Genomic DNA, 15,488 nt, shown 5'->3' with positions numbered 1-15,488 from the left:
AAAACCTGCATTTTCCGTACCAAATCTGAACCTTGACAACTAAATAGCGTTCGAGATTTCAAGGAACATCAATTTGAAAGTCTTGCAATAGAGACTTAATTGTTATGTTGTTACTTTTCACGAGACTGTTCAGTTACAGACTGACTCGATCTGAGTCAGATATTGTACCAAAACAGCCGAATTTCAACGAATCTGGGGCGGATTCAGAACAACACAGTTGCGATCGACTGCGATCGGCCCAAAAGACTGAAGAAATCCGCCATCTCAAACAAGCTTACCATTTAGAGCGGCGTTTGTTTATGTAAAAATTGTCGTGTGGGCGCAGATGCGAATGCTGGCAATTTTTACCGACTAACGCCACAACTAAACAGCAGAAAAGCTACTAATCCAAAATCTAAAATCTAAAATCTAAAATCGCTTAAGGAGGTAACAGTTATGGTTCACATTCGTTTTGAAGGACGTTCCTATGATGTGGCAGAAAACCAACTGGGTATCACGGTAGGAATGAGCGACAAAACAATTCAGGAACGTCTAGCCAATCATTTTGATGTCAAGAGCGATCGCTTCGAGTCTTACGTGCTAGATCGCCGTCCCAGCGGTGATTTAATTGTCCGCCCAGAAGCCGTTTACGGCTAGAAATTAACTTTTATTCCGCGCCCTAATTCGAGAAGCCTACAAACATTAGGGTTCTAGCTCTGAAAAGATTGCGGGTTCAAGTCCCGCTGAAGGCTTCGGCTTTTATGGTGAAATGGTAAACACGCTAGAAGTTGTCAAAAGCTTTTCAAACTTGCGCGGAATAAAAAATTATCAGTTGTCGGGGGCGCACCCTAACTAAAGAAGCTTACAAACTGGCGAACGTTCGACTAAAAATCGAATAGTAGGTTCAATTCCTAAAAAACAAAGCTTCTCTGACTCGTGCGCCGCCTCTAATACCTGAAGTTTTTATATCTGTCACGCGGTTAAAAGTTCCACTTCGCGCCCTCACAAAGGAAGCTTACATACTCGCTCTTGGTAGAGCATTTCTCTTTAAAGAAAAGTTGCAGGTTCAACTCCTGCGTATGAACAACGGCTTTCTTGACTTGCGCGAGGTGACTTTTACTATCACAACACTTTGATTCAACTTTCTTCATGAAAAAGGTTTGTAGTGATGACTTTAGTCCGCAGAAAAGAAGGACTGAAGTCCTCACTACAAACCTTATGGAAAACAAGGGAAACTATCCGCTCTTGAATCTTCAGTTCCGCGCCCTAACATAGGAAGCGCATACACACGATACCACCGATTAGTCACAGGTTCAAATCCTGTCAGTCTCGTTTAAGAGGCTGTAGCTCAGGGGTAGAGCAATCGGTCTGTTAAACCGCTTTTTAAACTTGCGCGGAACTTCCAATTTTTGAACAACTGAATTCCTTGTTACAAACGAAACACTTCGCGCCCTAACTGATGAAGCTTACACACTTTAGTAAATATAACTGCCCTAAGGTACTGATATTCGAGCGATCGAATTAGGGAAGCATTCCGAGTCTCTAGTTCTAGATGAGGTTTGCGCGTCCACTGCTAGGTAAAACTGGTAAGAACGGCTGTGCTTAAAGCTTTTTTGACTTGCGCGAAGTGTTTTAAACTTTGTCAAATTTTACATAAATTGCTCGCGGATGGCTAGAAACCGGGTTTATTGCCAGAAAGAATTGGTTTACACCCGGAACACTTGTAGGGAGAAATTAAAATCAGACTATTCATTAACTCTAATCCTCTTCTTTCTTTTGTCAACTGTCAACTGTCAACTGTCAACTGTCAACTGTCAACTGTCAACTGAATGAAGCATTTTTTTCGGTGTAGTCCGTAGATTAGGTAAACAAATCTGTTTCTTTGTCAAAAGTTAATCCGTGAATAGGATAATTTAATTTACAATTTTCAAGAATTATGAGCGAACACCGATTAGATAGAATCGTCATTGAACGGCCTCGCGGTGGCTGGAGAGCTAGCTTAAAAAAAGTACCAGGAAACCGGAGACATCTGAAAGAAATTACTGAGGCAGCTTGCACTGATGGAATCTTTAACCCTTATCTACTAAAGCTGAAAAGAAAAAGCAAATATTTTTCTGATTGTCTGGGGCCTTTATCTCGCTGGCTGCGGAGCAAAGTAGGACAAGATTGGGATGATATCTACCACGAATTGTGTCAAATTCTTGATATAACTACGCTGTCTGGAAAACATATTCTCTCCCATGTTTGGGGTTATGTGGAAAGAGATGTTGTGTTGGTTGATGGAATTGTTTGCGATCGCCGATATGGGCGTCAACTTGGTTCTAGGAGAGAGGAACTTTACGTTCATCCTGAGACGCGGATACTCTGCTTGGCAAACAAGGTACGAAGATTACCTCCGAAAAAGCCTGATGATTTTCTCAAGATTGATGATTACCATCATTATCAAAAGCTAGATGGCATTTGGTATCTTTTCGAGCTGGCCGATCGGGAAGAATTGGAGGTAATTCATCAATATTACTCCCGTGTCAAAACATGGAAGTATACTGCGAGCAAACGTCAGTGCAACAAGAAGCAAATTAAGTTCATCATGGAACAACTCAGTAAAAGTTAAAAGACATGAGTCGGCGGTTGAAACCGCTACTACACAAACGATGTCCGCCTCCGCGGACTAAGAAATTGATTGGGTATTAGCTATGAGCAATAAACTTGCAATTTACCGATCGCCCTACGAGATAGATACCCTCCTCCACGCCTTCCAAGAATGCAGCCTCCCGCGCAGCCAATGGACGCATGAAGCCCATTTAACCGTTGCTTTATGGTATTTTCTGTTTGGCGAATCGGACTCAGAGGCGATCGATGCAATTCGCAATGGCATCAAACGTTACAACTCTGCCAATGGCATTGAAAGCACGCCAAACAGCGGGTATCACGAAACGCTAACGCTATTTTGGGCGCAAACTGTGCGCGAGTATCTGGCAGATGAAGGCCGGAATCGCTCGATCGTACATTTAGCTAACGGTTTGATTGCAGAATATGCCGATCGCACTTTACCCTGGAACCACTACACCCGCGAGCACCTGATGTCTTGGGAAGCCCGGAATACTTGGGTTGAACCGGATTTAAGGGCGATCGAAATCCCAGAATTTTCCCTGAAATAGTTTTAAAATAGCAGTTGTTGCCGCGCCCCAATCCGAAGAGCTTACATACCAACCCTTCTAAGGTTAAAAAAACAAAGCTCCTCAAACTTGCGCGGTGACTACGATATTCATTGCCAAGCGTGCAACAACTGCCACCCGCAGATTTTTGGATATTCCTAATAATTGAAAATCCAAAATCGCCAATCCAAAACCACAACTGGAGGCAGCACCAATGAATACAGCAGAGCGCGATTTACGTTTAGAAATGCTTAACAGTCTGCTCACCACACCTCACCGCCAACTCGAAAAGGTGACAGAAATTCACAAGTTAATTATCGAATTAGATCCGATTTTTTACGGTCATTTAGCAGTGTGGTATCAACGTCACGGCGACGTGCGCGACCACAAGGAAGTTTTTGCCGGAAACTTGCTGACTTCGGCGCTGACAGAGCACCGAGACGCCGGGTTTATGATGTTGCAAGAGTTCCCGCCCTACGAGGTTTCGCGGATTGTGGACTTTATGAAGCAGCACCAGAATAAGCTGCCTCGCAGCGCGCGCACTGCTGTCACTCGCTATCTGCGATCGCGCGAAAAGAATGCCCAGTTTTTCGATCGCGCCGCCATCCGCAACCGCAAGGCGATGAAGCACTTATACGCGACTCTGCACGTCAAGCCGAGCGATCGAGCTAATGCTATTCTGTTTAAGGACAATCCGCCGGAAGACTCGCTGGCATTTGTTTTGAAGCAGTTAGCGAAGGCTGCGACTCCTGCGGAACAGGCGAATTTGATTGTTGAATACAAGATTCCCTATACGATCGCAGTTGGTGCGATCAAAATGCTCACGCCAACGGTGTTAGCAGCGCTGATTAATTCGATGTCGCCGCAGGAAGTCATCAACAACCTGAAATCAATTCAGTCTCGCGGCGCGATGGATCACCCGGAAGTCAAGCTGTTGATTGACTCGAAGTTGGATGAAGCCGCCAAGTGCGATCGGGTTTCTGCATACAAAGCCAGTGTTGCCGGTGCGGGCGCGAAGTTCGACGCAGCCACAACGGCGAAGCTGGAAGCGGTGACTAACGAACAGGTGAAGAAGCGCGGCAAGATTGTTAAAGCCACGGGTTTGTTGGTTGACAAGTCGGGAAGTATGGAAAGTGCGATCGAAGTTGGCAAGCGTCTCGCTGCCATGATTTCGGGCATTTCCGAGGCTGCGCTGTTCGTCTACGCCTTTGACACGATGCCCTATCCAGTGCAAGCAAACGGCAGCGAATTGAGCGATTGGGAGCGCGCATTCAAGCACATTCGCGCAGGCGGCGGCACAAGTTGCGGTTGTGCGATCGAAGCAATGCGGATTAAGAAGCAGGTGGTTGAGCAATTCATTATGGTAACAGATGAAGGCGAAAACTCTGCACCTTATTTTGCAGATGCTTATCAGAAATACTGCCACACTTTGAGCGTAATTCCTGATGTGGTGATTGTGCGAGTTGGCGCTTACTGCGATTATGTTGAAAAACAATTGAAGGATAAGCAAGTGTCGGTGGAAACGTTTACATTTGCGGGTGATTATTACTCGCTGCCGAACTTGGTGCCGATGTTGTCTCGTCCTTCGCGGCTGGAGTTGTTGATGGAAATTCTGGATGTGGCTTTGCCTGTCAGGGATGATAAACAGTTGACAGTTGACAGTTGACAGTTGACAGTTGACAAAGGTCGTAGGAGGTTTTTTCTATGGGGATTTACACCCCACCCTAAAAACATTACACCGGGAGCATCTCAGTTTTGTAAAAAATATTTTTTCTTTGAGTGCGAGCGTCCCCGCTCGCGTATTGTACAATACGCGAGCGGGGACAGCACTATAAATACAAAACTGAGATGCTCCCCATGACACCAACCTGCGGGGGTTTTAAACCCATGAATTCTGATAAATGATATAATCGGGCATGGCTCGTCAAAGAAGTTTGGTTCTGGAAAAATCGTCACTTTGAAGTTTATCATCTGCGGGGAGACGAATATGAAAAAATCCACCAAAGCGAGTTATTGCCCAATTTAGATTTATCATTGCTGGCTGAGTATGTACAACGCCCCGATCCTCTTGAGGCGGTGTTGGAGTTTCGGGAACGAGTTAGATAAAATTTAGGCAGAAATTGAGATTGAATAATGTACGATCGCCTGCAAACTCTTTGGTTTATTCTAATTATTAGTTATCTCTGTGTTGCTTGTCAATCGCAAAAAAGCGTCAAGCCAATTTCTGTTCCAACTGTCCAGTTAAATCCCGCAACAGTGCCGGTAACTTCGCCGATAGTTCGTGAAGTGCTCGATAATGCGATCGCCCAAACTAAAATTACCAATTCTTACGATCCTGCTTATGTAGCGATTCCCTACCCTGGTGGCGATGTACCGATGACTACAGGTGTTTGCACCGATGTCATAATTCGCGCATTTCGGCAGGTAAAAGTGGATCTGCAACAAGAGGTACATGAAGATATGCGGCAGAACTTTGCAGCCTATCCAAAAGATTGGAATTTGACCAACACAGATCCGAATATCGATCATCGCCGAGTTCCTAATTTGATGGTATTTTTTGAACGAAAAGGTAAATCGTTACCTGTTACTCGCAATGCAGATAATTATCAACCGGGGGATGTAGTAACATGGGATTTAGGAGGAGGCGAGTCTCATATCGGGATAGTTAGCAACGTGCGATCGCCTTCGGGAAGATTTGCGATCGTTCACAATATCGGTGCAGGAACTAAATTGGAAGATGTCCTCTTCAATTGGAAGATTATCGGGCATTATCGATATTTTTGAGTAGCATCGAAAATCGATCGCACTTTACTCCCAAATATCTCCCTCAATCAATCTCCTCAAGCGGCAACTTTTTCTCGATTCTCAACTCTTCCCTAGTTTGTTCGATAATTTCCAGTAACTCAGGATTGGCGATGGATGAAACTAACTGCGAATCCGCAGCAGCCAAAGCAGCGCGCAGCTTGGGGGAAGTGAGTGTAGGATATTTCTCTAAAACTTGCTCTTCTGTCCATCCCGCCGCAAACAGCCCCAACAGGAATTCTACAGACAATCGAGTTTCTGGCGCTGGTGGTTGAATTGTTGAAGTTTTCGGGTTGGGATGAATGAGCTTTCGCCAGTCCATTGTTTTAGTTAAACGATTTGGGAAGACTTCGCCGATTATACTGCATTTGGGCACAGTATAAATACGGAGACTGTTAACTCACTCTGTAACTTGATACCGCAGCTCATTTCCCGATTTTGTAATTAAATTGTTATGGCGATCGCAGTGCGGCACTTTCTTATAGACTAGACTGGTAGGGTGTCGATCGGGCGATCGTCCTTTTTCGTTTTGTCAGTTTCAATAGCAAATCGCGTTAACGAAGCCCTAGAAGACGATCGCACTCCAATCTCCACCCACTGTGTAACCCACCGTGCAACTCACAGTACAACTACTTTAACTTCTTAAAACTATGGGAAAAAAGTCGAAAGCCAAAAAATCCCAGGTCAAAAAATCCACTTTACTGTCCCAGCGACTCCAAGAAGCCCTCGATCGAGGCTGTAAAGTTTGGATTAAAACAAATAATAGTAGTTTCGGCGGCATCCCGATTAATTTGTTCGGGGAGTTTGCAGAACTTTTGGTGATAGTTCCCCCTAACGAACACGGGGAAAATACCGATGCTTACGGACAAGTTACGTGGTTAATTCGACTTTCTGATATTATTGCACTCGCCTATCCTACTGAATACTGGTCTAAAGATAGATTAGAAAGTTTGCTGCCGCCGGATGCAGTTACCTCTGAAGTAGGAGATTAATTGGGTAAGGTGCGCTGCGGCGCACCCTACTGGTTTGTAGTGAGGACTTTAGTCCTTCTTTCTGCGGACTAAAGTCCTCACTAGAAACCATTTTTCTCGCGTAAATAAACGGACATAATATGGCTATTTTCTCAGCTATTTTACAAGAGAAAATATACACCACTCCGACAAAAATTCATCATTCAATTACTTGTTGCAAGCTGAAAGCTGAATTTTACAGTTGCCTCCTTCCAGTTCGCTGCAAGCAGCGAGAGCTTGAGCTTCTGCTGCTGCTTTATCATCGCCCCAGCCCGCACCTGCTCCTCCTTTGCCTACTGAGATCGCTCCACAATTATTGGTATTAGAGGTCAGCGCTTGGCAATCGTTAGCCCCACCACTTTGTTGATTGCAGGCGGCTACTGCTGCATCTAGTGCTTCTTTCTCTGTACCATGATCCCAACTAATACCGGTGGCGTCAGAAGTCGGAGAATAAGCAGTAGCTCCATGAGTGTTCTGAGCTTTAGCTACTTGGGCAGAGCCAACAATAGGAAGTGTCAGACTTGTCACTACTACTAACTTAAAACAGAGTTTTTGCAGCATATTTACTTGATATTTTTACAACGTTAACTTTGAATACTTGCTCAATATTATATTCGGAATTCCCTTGATGTCAAGATTGTTAGTAAATGTTTATATTCTCTTAGTTTATATGCAGATCGTGTAAAAACAAGTAAAATTACCAGAAAGAATTGGTTGAAAGCCTCTCCCCGATAGGGAGAAATTAAAATCAGACTATTCATTACTCCAATCCTCTTCCTTCTAGGTAAAGGTCGCTCTTAAACTGTCAACTGTCAACTGTCAACTGTCAACTGTCAACTGTTGAAGGAGGTCACTTCCATGGCAAATATCCGCAAGATTATCAGCCAACTCGCGGCCCAAGAAGGGGAACTGCTCGATACTCAATTCCTGGCTCCTTGCGTTCGAGGGGGAAGGGTGCGGACAAAGATATGTGGCATGATTTATACTTTTCAATTGCAGCAGCGCAACTTTGAAGGATGGGCTATTTTGGAGGCAATTAATAATAAAATTGCTGCTGTAGTTGAGGAACCTAGTTTGCCACAAGTCGCCGAGTATTTGCAACTGCTTGTACCGATTCGCTTGCAATTAGCTCGCGTGCTACAAGGGCAAAGTTGGCTGGCCTATCCTGTTAACGAGTCTGATGCTAAACAGCGCGTGGGTTTTGCTAAACCTGTAGCAGTACATTTAGTGAGTGAAAGCTCCCAGTTCGAGCAGATTGTGGCGCGGTGGGACGGTAATTGTTTGTGGTTTGAAGAGATTGATCGGCGCGCCGATCCGCTGCTGTGTGAGGAGTTGAAAGATGCTTTGAAAAAGTTGATTTTGCCTCAAGAAGTTCGCTTTAAAGGAATGACGCCGGAAATGCGAATTGTTTACGAATTGGTGTGCCGAAATATTAAAGATTTCGCTCCGAAAGTGCGTGACGAACAGCGCTTGCAGCGGGCGTTGCAGATGGGGGGCGGCGAGTTGCGGGATTTTAGCGATCGCGCTGATTATTGGTTGGTTGAATGGACTAGCGCTAGTGGAGAACATCATAGTTCGGCGATCGCCAAAAATGACTTAACAGTTATGAGTTCTGGTATTTGTCTCAGTGGCTTGGACAAAGATTTCGACTTGCAGTCATTAGTCGGAGTAGTCGAAAATCGATAAGCTTTACAGCATTTAATTTGTACGTCTGGGGCGGGCTAGAAGCCCACCCCACAAGACTTTGAGATTTTTTGCCCTAAAAAATTCAAGGCAGAATAGCTGAGCAATTCCCAATTCCCAATTCCCAATTCCTAACTGTCAACTGTCAACTATCAACTGTCAACTGTCATGAGTATATTTTTTCACGAACAACTTTACCGAAGTGCCGCAGTGATGTCGCTGATTAAAAATTTCCCGGTAACGGTGTGCGGCGCGGGGGCTTTGGGTGCGAATATTGTAGAGAGTCTGGCGCGATCGGGATTTTGCCAGTTAAGAGTCGTCGATCGCGATCGCATCGAAGAGCGCAACCTTTCCACTCAACCCTATTATCGATCGGACATCGGCGCCTTCAAAGCCAAAATTCTCGCCAACAACCTGTACCGCGCTTTGTCAGTCAGCGTTGACGCGCACTCAAAGGAATTGACACCCGCCAATGTCGATCGACTGCTTGCCAACAGCGCCCTGGCGATCGATACTTTTGATAACAGCATCGGGCGGCAAGCAGTCAAAGATTACTGTGCGAGTGCCTCCATTCCCTGCGTGCACGTCGGATTAGCCGCCGATTACTCCGAAATAATTTGGAACCAACACTATCGGGTTCCTTCCGCCGCCAATGATGACGTTTGCGATTACCCGCTGGCGAGAAACTTGGTAATGCTGACAGTTTCTGTAGCGTGCGAAGTAATTGTTACCTTTGCTGCAACCCAAGAGCAACAAAATTTAACTTGCACGATCAAAGATTTTGCAGTAAAGCCACTTATATTGTAGAATGTCGGTTGACTGTTGCCAGAAACCCGGTCAATCGAGATTGGACGCCTCCATCCCAGAAACCCGGTTTCTCACTCTCAAACAATTGTCAGTCGATTTTAGATTTTAGATTTTAGATTTTAGATTGACTCTCGGATTGAATCTGGGAGCTTCAACAAAATTCTAAAATTTTGAGATCGTCCACGACTTTAGTCGGTGGCTTTTACCCGTTTGTTGCGGGTCAAACTTGCAGAAAACGCTTGAGAAAATTAACAGGGAAAGTATGGTTGGATCGCAGACTTTTTATTATTTACTAGCAGTTCTCGGCATATTAGTTTTGACAGGCGCCAATGCAGCCACTTATTCAGGGGGCGCCGGCGACAAAGTTTGCCACACTAATGATTGCCACGAACCAGAAGTTAGATTCCATAAAAGGATTTTAAAACACGGATCGAGAGGCGAAGATGTGAGGAAACTGCAAAAATTGTTAAACGCCCGCGGTGTGTGTCCAGAACCGATCGCACTTGATGGCATCTTTGGTAGAACAACCCTAGATGCAGTGAAAATATTTCAGCGGGAAGCCAACCTTCCTGTAGACGGAATTGTGGGAGGAAAAACTTGGGACAGACTGTTTACCAGTTCGTAAATTTAAGTACCGGACAGCAAAAGTTCCTAAGTCAGTCGATTTTAGATTGTAGATTTTAGATTTTAGATTTACTCGATAACAGATGAATCTGGAAGCTTAAACTCTGTAATCTAATTTTTTTTCTCCACCCTCGATAGCGTCGGAAAGTAAGTACCTGTGTTGGCGCGGATTCATATTTGGTAATCATTAACCCCTGCAATTTGTAGTTGCACATCAAGTAGATTTTGTGCAACTACAGATACCTAAATTGCCATCAATAATCAATGGCTAACTAGATTAATAATGAATGAAGTTTTAGATTTTTGGTTTGGTCGATCGAACTCTCCAGAATTTGGTAAAGTTCAAAAGAAGTGGTTTGAGAAAGATGCCGATTTTGATACGGAAGTGCGATCGCTATTTCTAGCAGAATACGAACTAGCAGCATCCGGTAAACTCTACTCCTGGCAAGATTCCCCGGAAAACTGCCTAGCATTAATCATACTGCTCGATCAATTTCCGCGCAATATGTTTCGCGAAAATCCCCAAGCCTTCGCCACAGACAGCAAAGCCTTAGCCGCCGCCCAACACGCTGTTAACAATAACTTCGATCGCGAATTGTTGACTGTACAAAAGTGGTTTATCTACCTGCCTTTTGAACACAGCGAAAACTTAGAACACCAGCAAAAATCTGTGCAATTATTTCGCCAACTCAGCGGCGAACCTGACAGCGAATCAGTCATTAATTTTGCAGTGCGGCATTTTAAAATCATCGAGCGTTTTGGCCGATTTCCCCACCGCAATCAAATTCTCGGACGCGACACAACTCCCGCAGAAGCAGAGTTTCTCAAACAACCAGGTTCGGGATTTTAGGGCGCTTACACAAAACCTTTAGGATACTAAAATTATCAATATGTGTTTCAAACACCAAGAACATATAGATAAGCTTTCAACTAAATGCCCGCCACTGGACTATGAACCGCAAGAAATGCTGGCTTTTAGATTTGTATTTGAGCCCAATGATGAACGAGCTATTAATAACTTTAAACCGGTGCTGATAATAACTCCGCAGCGCAACCTAAAACCAGAAACTGAAGCTACCAGGTGTCAAGGTTATGCGCTATCATTATTTGATACCAGGGAAAATGCCGAAAACCGTTATTTAAAACTAACAAAAAAAAGAAAAAAACTGCGCGATTCTCTGGGGACTCACATAGCAGCAGGAGCGATCGACAAGACAGATGGAGTTGTCTCCAAAATAGATGATAACGGTCACTTGAGCCTACATGAGTTTGCTAATGCTGATTTGGCAGCAAAATTTGTAATAACATCTTGTTTATTGTAAGGTAAAAAAAAGTGGAACAATTAATAGGATTTAAACTAAGTAAATTTCCTTTATCTCTTAGAAGCATAGTCAATTTAGAGTATTTCGACGGCCCCCTGCTATCGCTTTTTGAGAATGAATACGGCGATAGCTATCTTTATTCTTGGTGCGATGTAGATAATTTGTACAATCGCTGGTTGGTTTTCAGAGTTGCACAACCAACTCTCAAGCTTTACATAGAGGGACAAGTTTCATTTCACCAGTTAATTGTAAATCCTGTTGACGGATTTCTATATTCATTAGATATAGACAATGCTTTACAGGTGAAAAACACTTATTTAATCCTGCCTGAGAATTTACCGGAAATCTACTTGCCAGAAACAGATTCCTATTACGAACTGTCTGATTTAAATCGCGAAACAGCGGCAGAAGATAAGTTGTTAATTTTTCAAAAAGTTTCCGGTGAATCTCAACTTAGCAAGGTTTGAAGCTGATTAAACAGCCAGATACCGGACTTCTTCAAGAAGTCGGGTATCTAATCCATCGCCCTTTGCTCAGCCACGATACTGCACGCGATAAATCCGGTTATTCGCTTCCTCAGTAAACAATAAACTCCCATCAGGTAAAACCAGCAAACCAACAGGCCGCCCCCAAGTTTTCGGGCCCGACGGATCGGTGAGAAAACCAGTCAGAAAATCCTCATAATAACCTTGAGGGCGTCCAGTCGCCGCATTAAAAGGTACAAACACAATTTTATAACCCGTTCCTGCATTCCGGTTCCAACTACCCCGAAACGCCACAAACGCGCCGTTAAAAAATCTTTTGGGAAACGTTTTCCCGTCGTAAAACTGAAGTCCCAAAGCTGCCGAATGGGCCTGAAACAGCACGTCTGGCATCAATGTTTTAGCTGCTAAATCTGGTCGATCGCTCTTTCCATTTTTGACGTGGCGCGGGTCGAGCAAATTTGGCTTAAAATAAGCGTAAGGCCAGCCGTAAAACTCGCCTTGACGAATTCTTGTCAAGTAATCCGGTACCAAATCATCTCCCAAACCGTCGCGTTCGTTGACTGTCGTGTAAAGTTGATTGGTTTTTGGGTGAAAATCCAATCCCACCGGATTTCGCAAACCGGAAGCAAAAGTTTGCGGGTTTGTGCCGTCCAAATTCATCACTTGCACAGACGCCCTCGGCAAGGGTTCGGAGTCGGCGTTAGACTGGGAACCAACTGATACAAAAAGCCGGCGGTTGTCCGGGGAGGCGACAACGTTTCGCGTCCAGTGTTGGTTGTAGCCACCGCCCGGTAAATCGGCAATCTTTTGACCAGTACCTGTTAATTGTTCTTGCCCTTTTGTGTAGGGAAATCGGCGGACTTCGGCGCTGTTTCCGAGGAAGAAATAGCGATCGGCAAAAGCCATGCCAAAGGGAATATTTAAGCCGTTTTGGGCGCTGGCAAAAGTCATGTTCACCTCAGCAACGCCATCACCGTTGGCATCCCTGAGCAGCCTAATCCGATTCTGCCTGGTTTCTGTTACCAAAACATCTCCTGTCGGCGTCAAAGCCAGCCATCGGGGAGCGTCTAAATTGTCAGCAAAAACGCTGACGACAAAGCCAGGAGGGACTTGCAGCACTGGCGATGGGGGAATCGGTACTACTTGAGGAGGTTTCGAGGCGCTTTGGGTGGCGAAAGGCTGCGGCAAAGCAGTTGCAACAATGCGGATCGGCTGCGGCGAAAGCGGTTTGGTCGGTACAATTTGATTTGTACGAACATTTGTCAGCGGTGCAACGGAGGGAATTTGCGACAGCGGAGTTGGTGCGGGTACAGGAGTCGCTGTAGCATCGGTAGCTCGATCGCACGCAACCAGGGGTAACAGCAGAATTAGCAGCAAGAAACGCAGGTAATACATAGCAGCGATTTCTCAACAATTGCTGGACAATTCTTTTATTCTAACTGCTCTGAAAAAGCGAAGCCACCGCGCGCGCGGTGGCTTAATTCTGGTTAGAAATCTAGTTCTACCAAAGTCCTCTCACAGGAGGAGCTGGACGCGGAGCCGGAATCGGACGCGGAGCCGGAGCGGGAGCCGGACGAGGAACTGGGCGGGGAGCGGGAGCCGGACGCGGTGGCGGTTCAGGGGCCGGACGCGGTGCTGGAGCGGGGGGACGAACAACTGTGGTAGAGACTACTTTATAATCGGGGATCACGACGAGCCTTTCTACCTGATCTCCGGCTACGGTGGCTCTGACTTTCATTCCCGGTACCAGAGAAGTAATTCTCAGGATGCATCTTTGAATCCTGAGAGTCCTGTACGGCCCGCTTTCTGGGCTAATTGTTACTATGTCGCCGACAATATTTTTGACAAAACCAATAATGGTTTGAGCGTTGGCTGTTGTGGTGCTCTGCGTTTGGGCTATTTCAATTGGAGGGTTAGCCATCGCAGGAAGCACTGAAACCGCCGATATTAGCACCGACAGGGTTGCACCTGTAAATAATTTGATCTTCTGAAGACGCATTGAAACCTCACATTAACTGCTATTTAGGGTCGGGCTTGCTTTCGCTGCGCGAAAGTCCCAACCTTTAAACCTAATCCAGTTTAATCCCCGGAGTAGTAAATTTAGGACAATCTCAAAAAAAGATTATCGAACAAGTTTTGAAAGACTAAATTTTACATCATAAGTTCCCAAGTTACAAGAAGTTCAGTGCTTCGGATCTCTAGAGTGTCGGCGTGATATATTGAGTTTGTTCGATCGACCGTTTCCGTTTTTTTGCGCCCCTCTAACTGTTGCGGCACGGGCGGCAAACTCTGCCAACAGACAGATTATGCTTGCCGGATGCAGCAGCGCCATAGTTTCAATTTGCGATCGCCAGTCTGCCACAGATCAAAAAATCAAATGAGTCGGAGGTAAAATTCAATCATTGACTTGCACGATTTACCCATCAACCGGATTTGTTCGCGAAAATCTCTAGCGGAGCGCCACCGTTCCCCGTATAAAACCCCGGTTTATTTGGTATTACCGCGTAAGTCTTGTGTTGAGCTATATCATCTCCGGTCAATTACCCGCAATAAAAAATATTGTTTGTAGTGAGGACTTCAGTCCGCATCAAATTTCAAGGACTAAAGTCCTCACTACAAACAAAATTGGTTTGTAGTGAGGACTTCAGTCCGCATCAAATTTCAAGGACTAAAGTCCTCACTACAAACCAATTTTGTGGCAGTTAAATAAGTTATGATTTGTGAAATGGAAACTCAAAACTGGGCAGGGCATTTACAGTAAAAAACCCATCTCTAAATTTTGGCTTTCCGGTGCAGTTTGCGGATAATTAGATAAGAACTTTGTAGGAACTGCTGGTGAAGAGTTTAGCGAACAAAATAATGGTGAACAGCAAATTTTTATTTAACAACTTAATTGTGCTGAGTTTGAGCGCAGCGGCGCTGTCTGTCGCCTTACAGCAGCAAGCGACTGCTGAACCGGTGGCTAATTTAAGTAATAGTGCGATCGCCCAGCAGCCAAAATCTGATGTAAAATTGCCAAATCTCGGAGTTCCCGAACTGCCACCATTAGGCGAACCGTCTAGGTATCTTCCGCAGGAACCAAACGCGCCGGAAAATGCGATTGAGGAAGTGCGTTTAGTGCTGAAATTGCGAGAACGCCGGGTCTATGTTTACCGCAAAAATAAGGTGCAAGCCAGTTTTCCGGTGGCTGTGGGGAAAGACGGCTGGGAAACTCCCACGGGCAACTTTAAAGTCATGCAAATGATTAAAGATCCTGTTTGGGAACATCCTTGGACGGGAGAACTTGTACCCGCAGGGCCGGACAATCCGCTGGGAAGCAGGTGGATCGGGTTTTGGACGGATGGTAAGAATGTGATCGGTTTTCACGGGACTCCGACTCCAGAGTCGATCGGGCGAGCGGCTTCTCACGGTTGTGTCAGAATGTTTGATAAAGATGCCCAAGCTTTATTTGAGAAAGTCGCAGTGGGTACTCCGGTGATAGTTGAGAAGTAATTATTCGGAAACTGTGGTATTTGAAAATATTTAGCAACAGGCAAGATGCCTGTTCCACAAAGAGTTAATTTTATTGTGGGGTGGGCATCTTGCCCGCCCCCTTTCTTTCTTAGCAACAGGCAAGATGCC

General features: G+C 45.1%; 18 protein-coding genes. 14 read left to right on the top strand and 4 right to left on the bottom strand.

Annotated features, from left to right (window positions below):
- Nucleotides 1–104: 104 nt before the first annotated feature.
- From JGK11_RS19335 to JGK11_RS19310, 6 genes are all read left to right on the top strand, one after another.
- Nucleotides 105–305, top strand: coding sequence for a radical SAM protein (locus tag JGK11_RS19335; protein WP_293212524.1), 201 nt, complete (start codon nt 105–107; stop codon nt 303–305).
- Nucleotides 306–435: 130 nt separating this feature from the next.
- Nucleotides 436–636, top strand: a complete 201-nt coding sequence (locus tag JGK11_RS19330; protein ID WP_293185005.1) for a hypothetical protein — start codon at nt 436–438, stop codon at nt 634–636.
- A gap of 1,279 nt (nt 637–1,915) precedes the next feature.
- Nucleotides 1,916–2,590: a hypothetical protein gene (locus JGK11_RS19325; RefSeq protein ID WP_293212522.1), complete on the top strand. Its 675-nt coding sequence runs from the start codon at nt 1,916–1,918 to the stop codon at nt 2,588–2,590.
- 82 nt (nt 2,591–2,672) lie between these two features.
- Entirely contained in the window at nt 2,673–3,137 is a 465-nt protein-coding gene (locus JGK11_RS19320; protein ID WP_293185007.1) for a hypothetical protein, read from the top strand.
- Between the two features lie 211 nt (nt 3,138–3,348).
- A complete protein-coding gene (locus tag JGK11_RS19315; RefSeq protein ID WP_293185009.1) occupies nt 3,349–4,800 on the top strand; it encodes a hypothetical protein in 1,452 nt (483 codons plus the stop codon).
- A 467-nt stretch (nt 4,801–5,267) separates the two neighbouring features.
- Nucleotides 5,268–5,918, top strand: coding sequence for a DUF1287 domain-containing protein (locus tag JGK11_RS19310; protein ID WP_293212520.1), 651 nt, complete (start codon nt 5,268–5,270; stop codon nt 5,916–5,918).
- A 43-nt stretch (nt 5,919–5,961) separates the two neighbouring features.
- Here JGK11_RS19310 and JGK11_RS19305 read toward each other — a convergent pair whose 3' ends face one another.
- A complete protein-coding gene (locus tag JGK11_RS19305; protein ID WP_293185013.1) occupies nt 5,962–6,258 on the bottom strand; it encodes a DUF433 domain-containing protein in 297 nt (98 codons plus the stop codon).
- A 328-nt stretch (nt 6,259–6,586) separates the two neighbouring features.
- Between JGK11_RS19305 and JGK11_RS19300 the strand changes: the two genes are divergently transcribed.
- A complete protein-coding gene (locus tag JGK11_RS19300; protein ID WP_293185015.1) occupies nt 6,587–6,928 on the top strand; it encodes a hypothetical protein in 342 nt (113 codons plus the stop codon).
- Nucleotides 6,929–7,114: 186 nt separating this feature from the next.
- Here the strand turns inward: JGK11_RS19300 and JGK11_RS19295 are convergent, their stop codons facing one another.
- Nucleotides 7,115–7,507 carry a DUF4189 domain-containing protein gene (locus tag JGK11_RS19295; RefSeq protein WP_293185016.1) on the bottom strand — a complete coding sequence of 131 codons (393 nt, stop codon included), beginning with the start codon at nt 7,505–7,507 and terminating at the stop codon, nt 7,115–7,117.
- A gap of 297 nt (nt 7,508–7,804) precedes the next feature.
- On the opposite strand from JGK11_RS19295, the gene JGK11_RS19290 reads away from it, so the two are divergent.
- The 6 genes from JGK11_RS19290 (at nt 7,805) to JGK11_RS19265 (ending at nt 11,849) form a co-directional block, all read left to right on the top strand.
- Nucleotides 7,805–8,632, top strand: a complete 828-nt coding sequence (locus tag JGK11_RS19290) for a hypothetical protein (protein ID WP_293192400.1) — start codon at nt 7,805–7,807, stop codon at nt 8,630–8,632.
- 165 nt (nt 8,633–8,797) lie between these two features.
- Nucleotides 8,798–9,436 (top strand): ThiF family adenylyltransferase, encoded by a 639-nt coding sequence (locus tag JGK11_RS19285; RefSeq protein WP_293192402.1) that lies wholly within the window; start codon nt 8,798–8,800, stop codon nt 9,434–9,436.
- A gap of 262 nt (nt 9,437–9,698) precedes the next feature.
- Nucleotides 9,699–10,061: a peptidoglycan-binding domain-containing protein gene (locus tag JGK11_RS19280; RefSeq protein WP_293185020.1), complete on the top strand. Its 363-nt coding sequence runs from the start codon at nt 9,699–9,701 to the stop codon at nt 10,059–10,061.
- A gap of 282 nt (nt 10,062–10,343) precedes the next feature.
- Complete coding sequence (locus JGK11_RS19275; RefSeq protein ID WP_293192404.1) at nt 10,344–10,910, top strand: DUF924 family protein; 567 nt, start codon at nt 10,344–10,346, stop codon at nt 10,908–10,910.
- Between the two features lie 40 nt (nt 10,911–10,950).
- Entirely contained in the window at nt 10,951–11,382 is a 432-nt protein-coding gene (locus JGK11_RS19270) for a hypothetical protein (protein WP_293185022.1), read from the top strand.
- A gap of 11 nt (nt 11,383–11,393) precedes the next feature.
- A complete protein-coding gene (locus JGK11_RS19265) occupies nt 11,394–11,849 on the top strand; it encodes a DUF6575 domain-containing protein (protein ID WP_293185023.1) in 456 nt (151 codons plus the stop codon).
- A gap of 66 nt (nt 11,850–11,915) precedes the next feature.
- Here the strand turns inward: JGK11_RS19265 and JGK11_RS19260 are convergent, their stop codons facing one another.
- Nucleotides 11,916–13,262: a PQQ-dependent sugar dehydrogenase gene (locus JGK11_RS19260; RefSeq protein ID WP_293192406.1), complete on the bottom strand. Its 1,347-nt coding sequence runs from the start codon at nt 13,260–13,262 to the stop codon at nt 11,916–11,918.
- Nucleotides 13,263–13,368: 106 nt separating this feature from the next.
- On the bottom strand, nt 13,369–13,866 hold the full coding sequence (locus JGK11_RS19255) for an autotransporter (protein WP_293185026.1): 498 nt from the start codon (nt 13,864–13,866) through the stop codon (nt 13,369–13,371).
- An 860-nt stretch (nt 13,867–14,726) separates the two neighbouring features.
- On the opposite strand from JGK11_RS19255, the gene JGK11_RS19250 reads away from it, so the two are divergent.
- A complete protein-coding gene (locus tag JGK11_RS19250; RefSeq protein WP_293192408.1) occupies nt 14,727–15,359 on the top strand; it encodes a L,D-transpeptidase in 633 nt (210 codons plus the stop codon).
- Nucleotides 15,360–15,488: the final 129 nt, after the last annotated feature.

The sequence above is a fragment of the Microcoleus sp. PH2017_34_RAT_O_A genome, assembly GCF_020737885.1.
In the GTDB taxonomy this organism is placed as follows: domain Bacteria; phylum Cyanobacteriota; class Cyanobacteriia; order Cyanobacteriales; family Microcoleaceae; genus Microcoleus.
This window is presented reverse-complemented; position numbering and strand designations above follow the sequence as displayed.

Excerpts from the sequence above, each read along its gene's own strand:
- JGK11_RS19290 (WP_293192400.1), top strand. The coding sequence starts at position 7,805 with ATGGCAAATATCCGCAAGATTATCAGCCAACTCGCGGCCCAAGAAGGG.
- JGK11_RS19260 (WP_293192406.1), bottom strand. The coding sequence starts at position 13,262 with ATGTATTACCTGCGTTTCTTGCTGCTAATTCTGCTGTTACCCCTGGTT.
- JGK11_RS19250 (WP_293192408.1), top strand. The coding sequence starts at position 14,727 with ATGGTGAACAGCAAATTTTTATTTAACAACTTAATTGTGCTGAGTTTG.
- JGK11_RS19270 (WP_293185022.1), top strand. The coding sequence starts at position 10,951 with ATGTGTTTCAAACACCAAGAACATATAGATAAGCTTTCAACTAAATGC.
- JGK11_RS19310 (WP_293212520.1), top strand. The coding sequence starts at position 5,268 with ATGTACGATCGCCTGCAAACTCTTTGGTTTATTCTAATTATTAGTTAT.
- JGK11_RS19335 (WP_293212524.1), top strand. The coding sequence starts at position 105 with ATGTTGTTACTTTTCACGAGACTGTTCAGTTACAGACTGACTCGATCT.
- JGK11_RS19305 (WP_293185013.1), bottom strand. The coding sequence starts at position 6,258 with ATGGACTGGCGAAAGCTCATTCATCCCAACCCGAAAACTTCAACAATT.
- JGK11_RS19300 (WP_293185015.1), top strand. The coding sequence starts at position 6,587 with ATGGGAAAAAAGTCGAAAGCCAAAAAATCCCAGGTCAAAAAATCCACT.
- JGK11_RS19315 (WP_293185009.1), top strand. The coding sequence starts at position 3,349 with ATGAATACAGCAGAGCGCGATTTACGTTTAGAAATGCTTAACAGTCTG.
- JGK11_RS19320 (WP_293185007.1), top strand. The coding sequence starts at position 2,673 with ATGAGCAATAAACTTGCAATTTACCGATCGCCCTACGAGATAGATACC.
- JGK11_RS19280 (WP_293185020.1), top strand. The coding sequence starts at position 9,699 with ATGGTTGGATCGCAGACTTTTTATTATTTACTAGCAGTTCTCGGCATA.
- JGK11_RS19275 (WP_293192404.1), top strand. The coding sequence starts at position 10,344 with ATGAATGAAGTTTTAGATTTTTGGTTTGGTCGATCGAACTCTCCAGAA.
- JGK11_RS19295 (WP_293185016.1), bottom strand. The coding sequence starts at position 7,507 with ATGCTGCAAAAACTCTGTTTTAAGTTAGTAGTAGTGACAAGTCTGACA.
- JGK11_RS19285 (WP_293192402.1), top strand. The coding sequence starts at position 8,798 with ATGAGTATATTTTTTCACGAACAACTTTACCGAAGTGCCGCAGTGATG.
- JGK11_RS19255 (WP_293185026.1), bottom strand. The coding sequence starts at position 13,866 with ATGCGTCTTCAGAAGATCAAATTATTTACAGGTGCAACCCTGTCGGTG.
- JGK11_RS19330 (WP_293185005.1), top strand. The coding sequence starts at position 436 with ATGGTTCACATTCGTTTTGAAGGACGTTCCTATGATGTGGCAGAAAAC.
- JGK11_RS19325 (WP_293212522.1), top strand. The coding sequence starts at position 1,916 with ATGAGCGAACACCGATTAGATAGAATCGTCATTGAACGGCCTCGCGGT.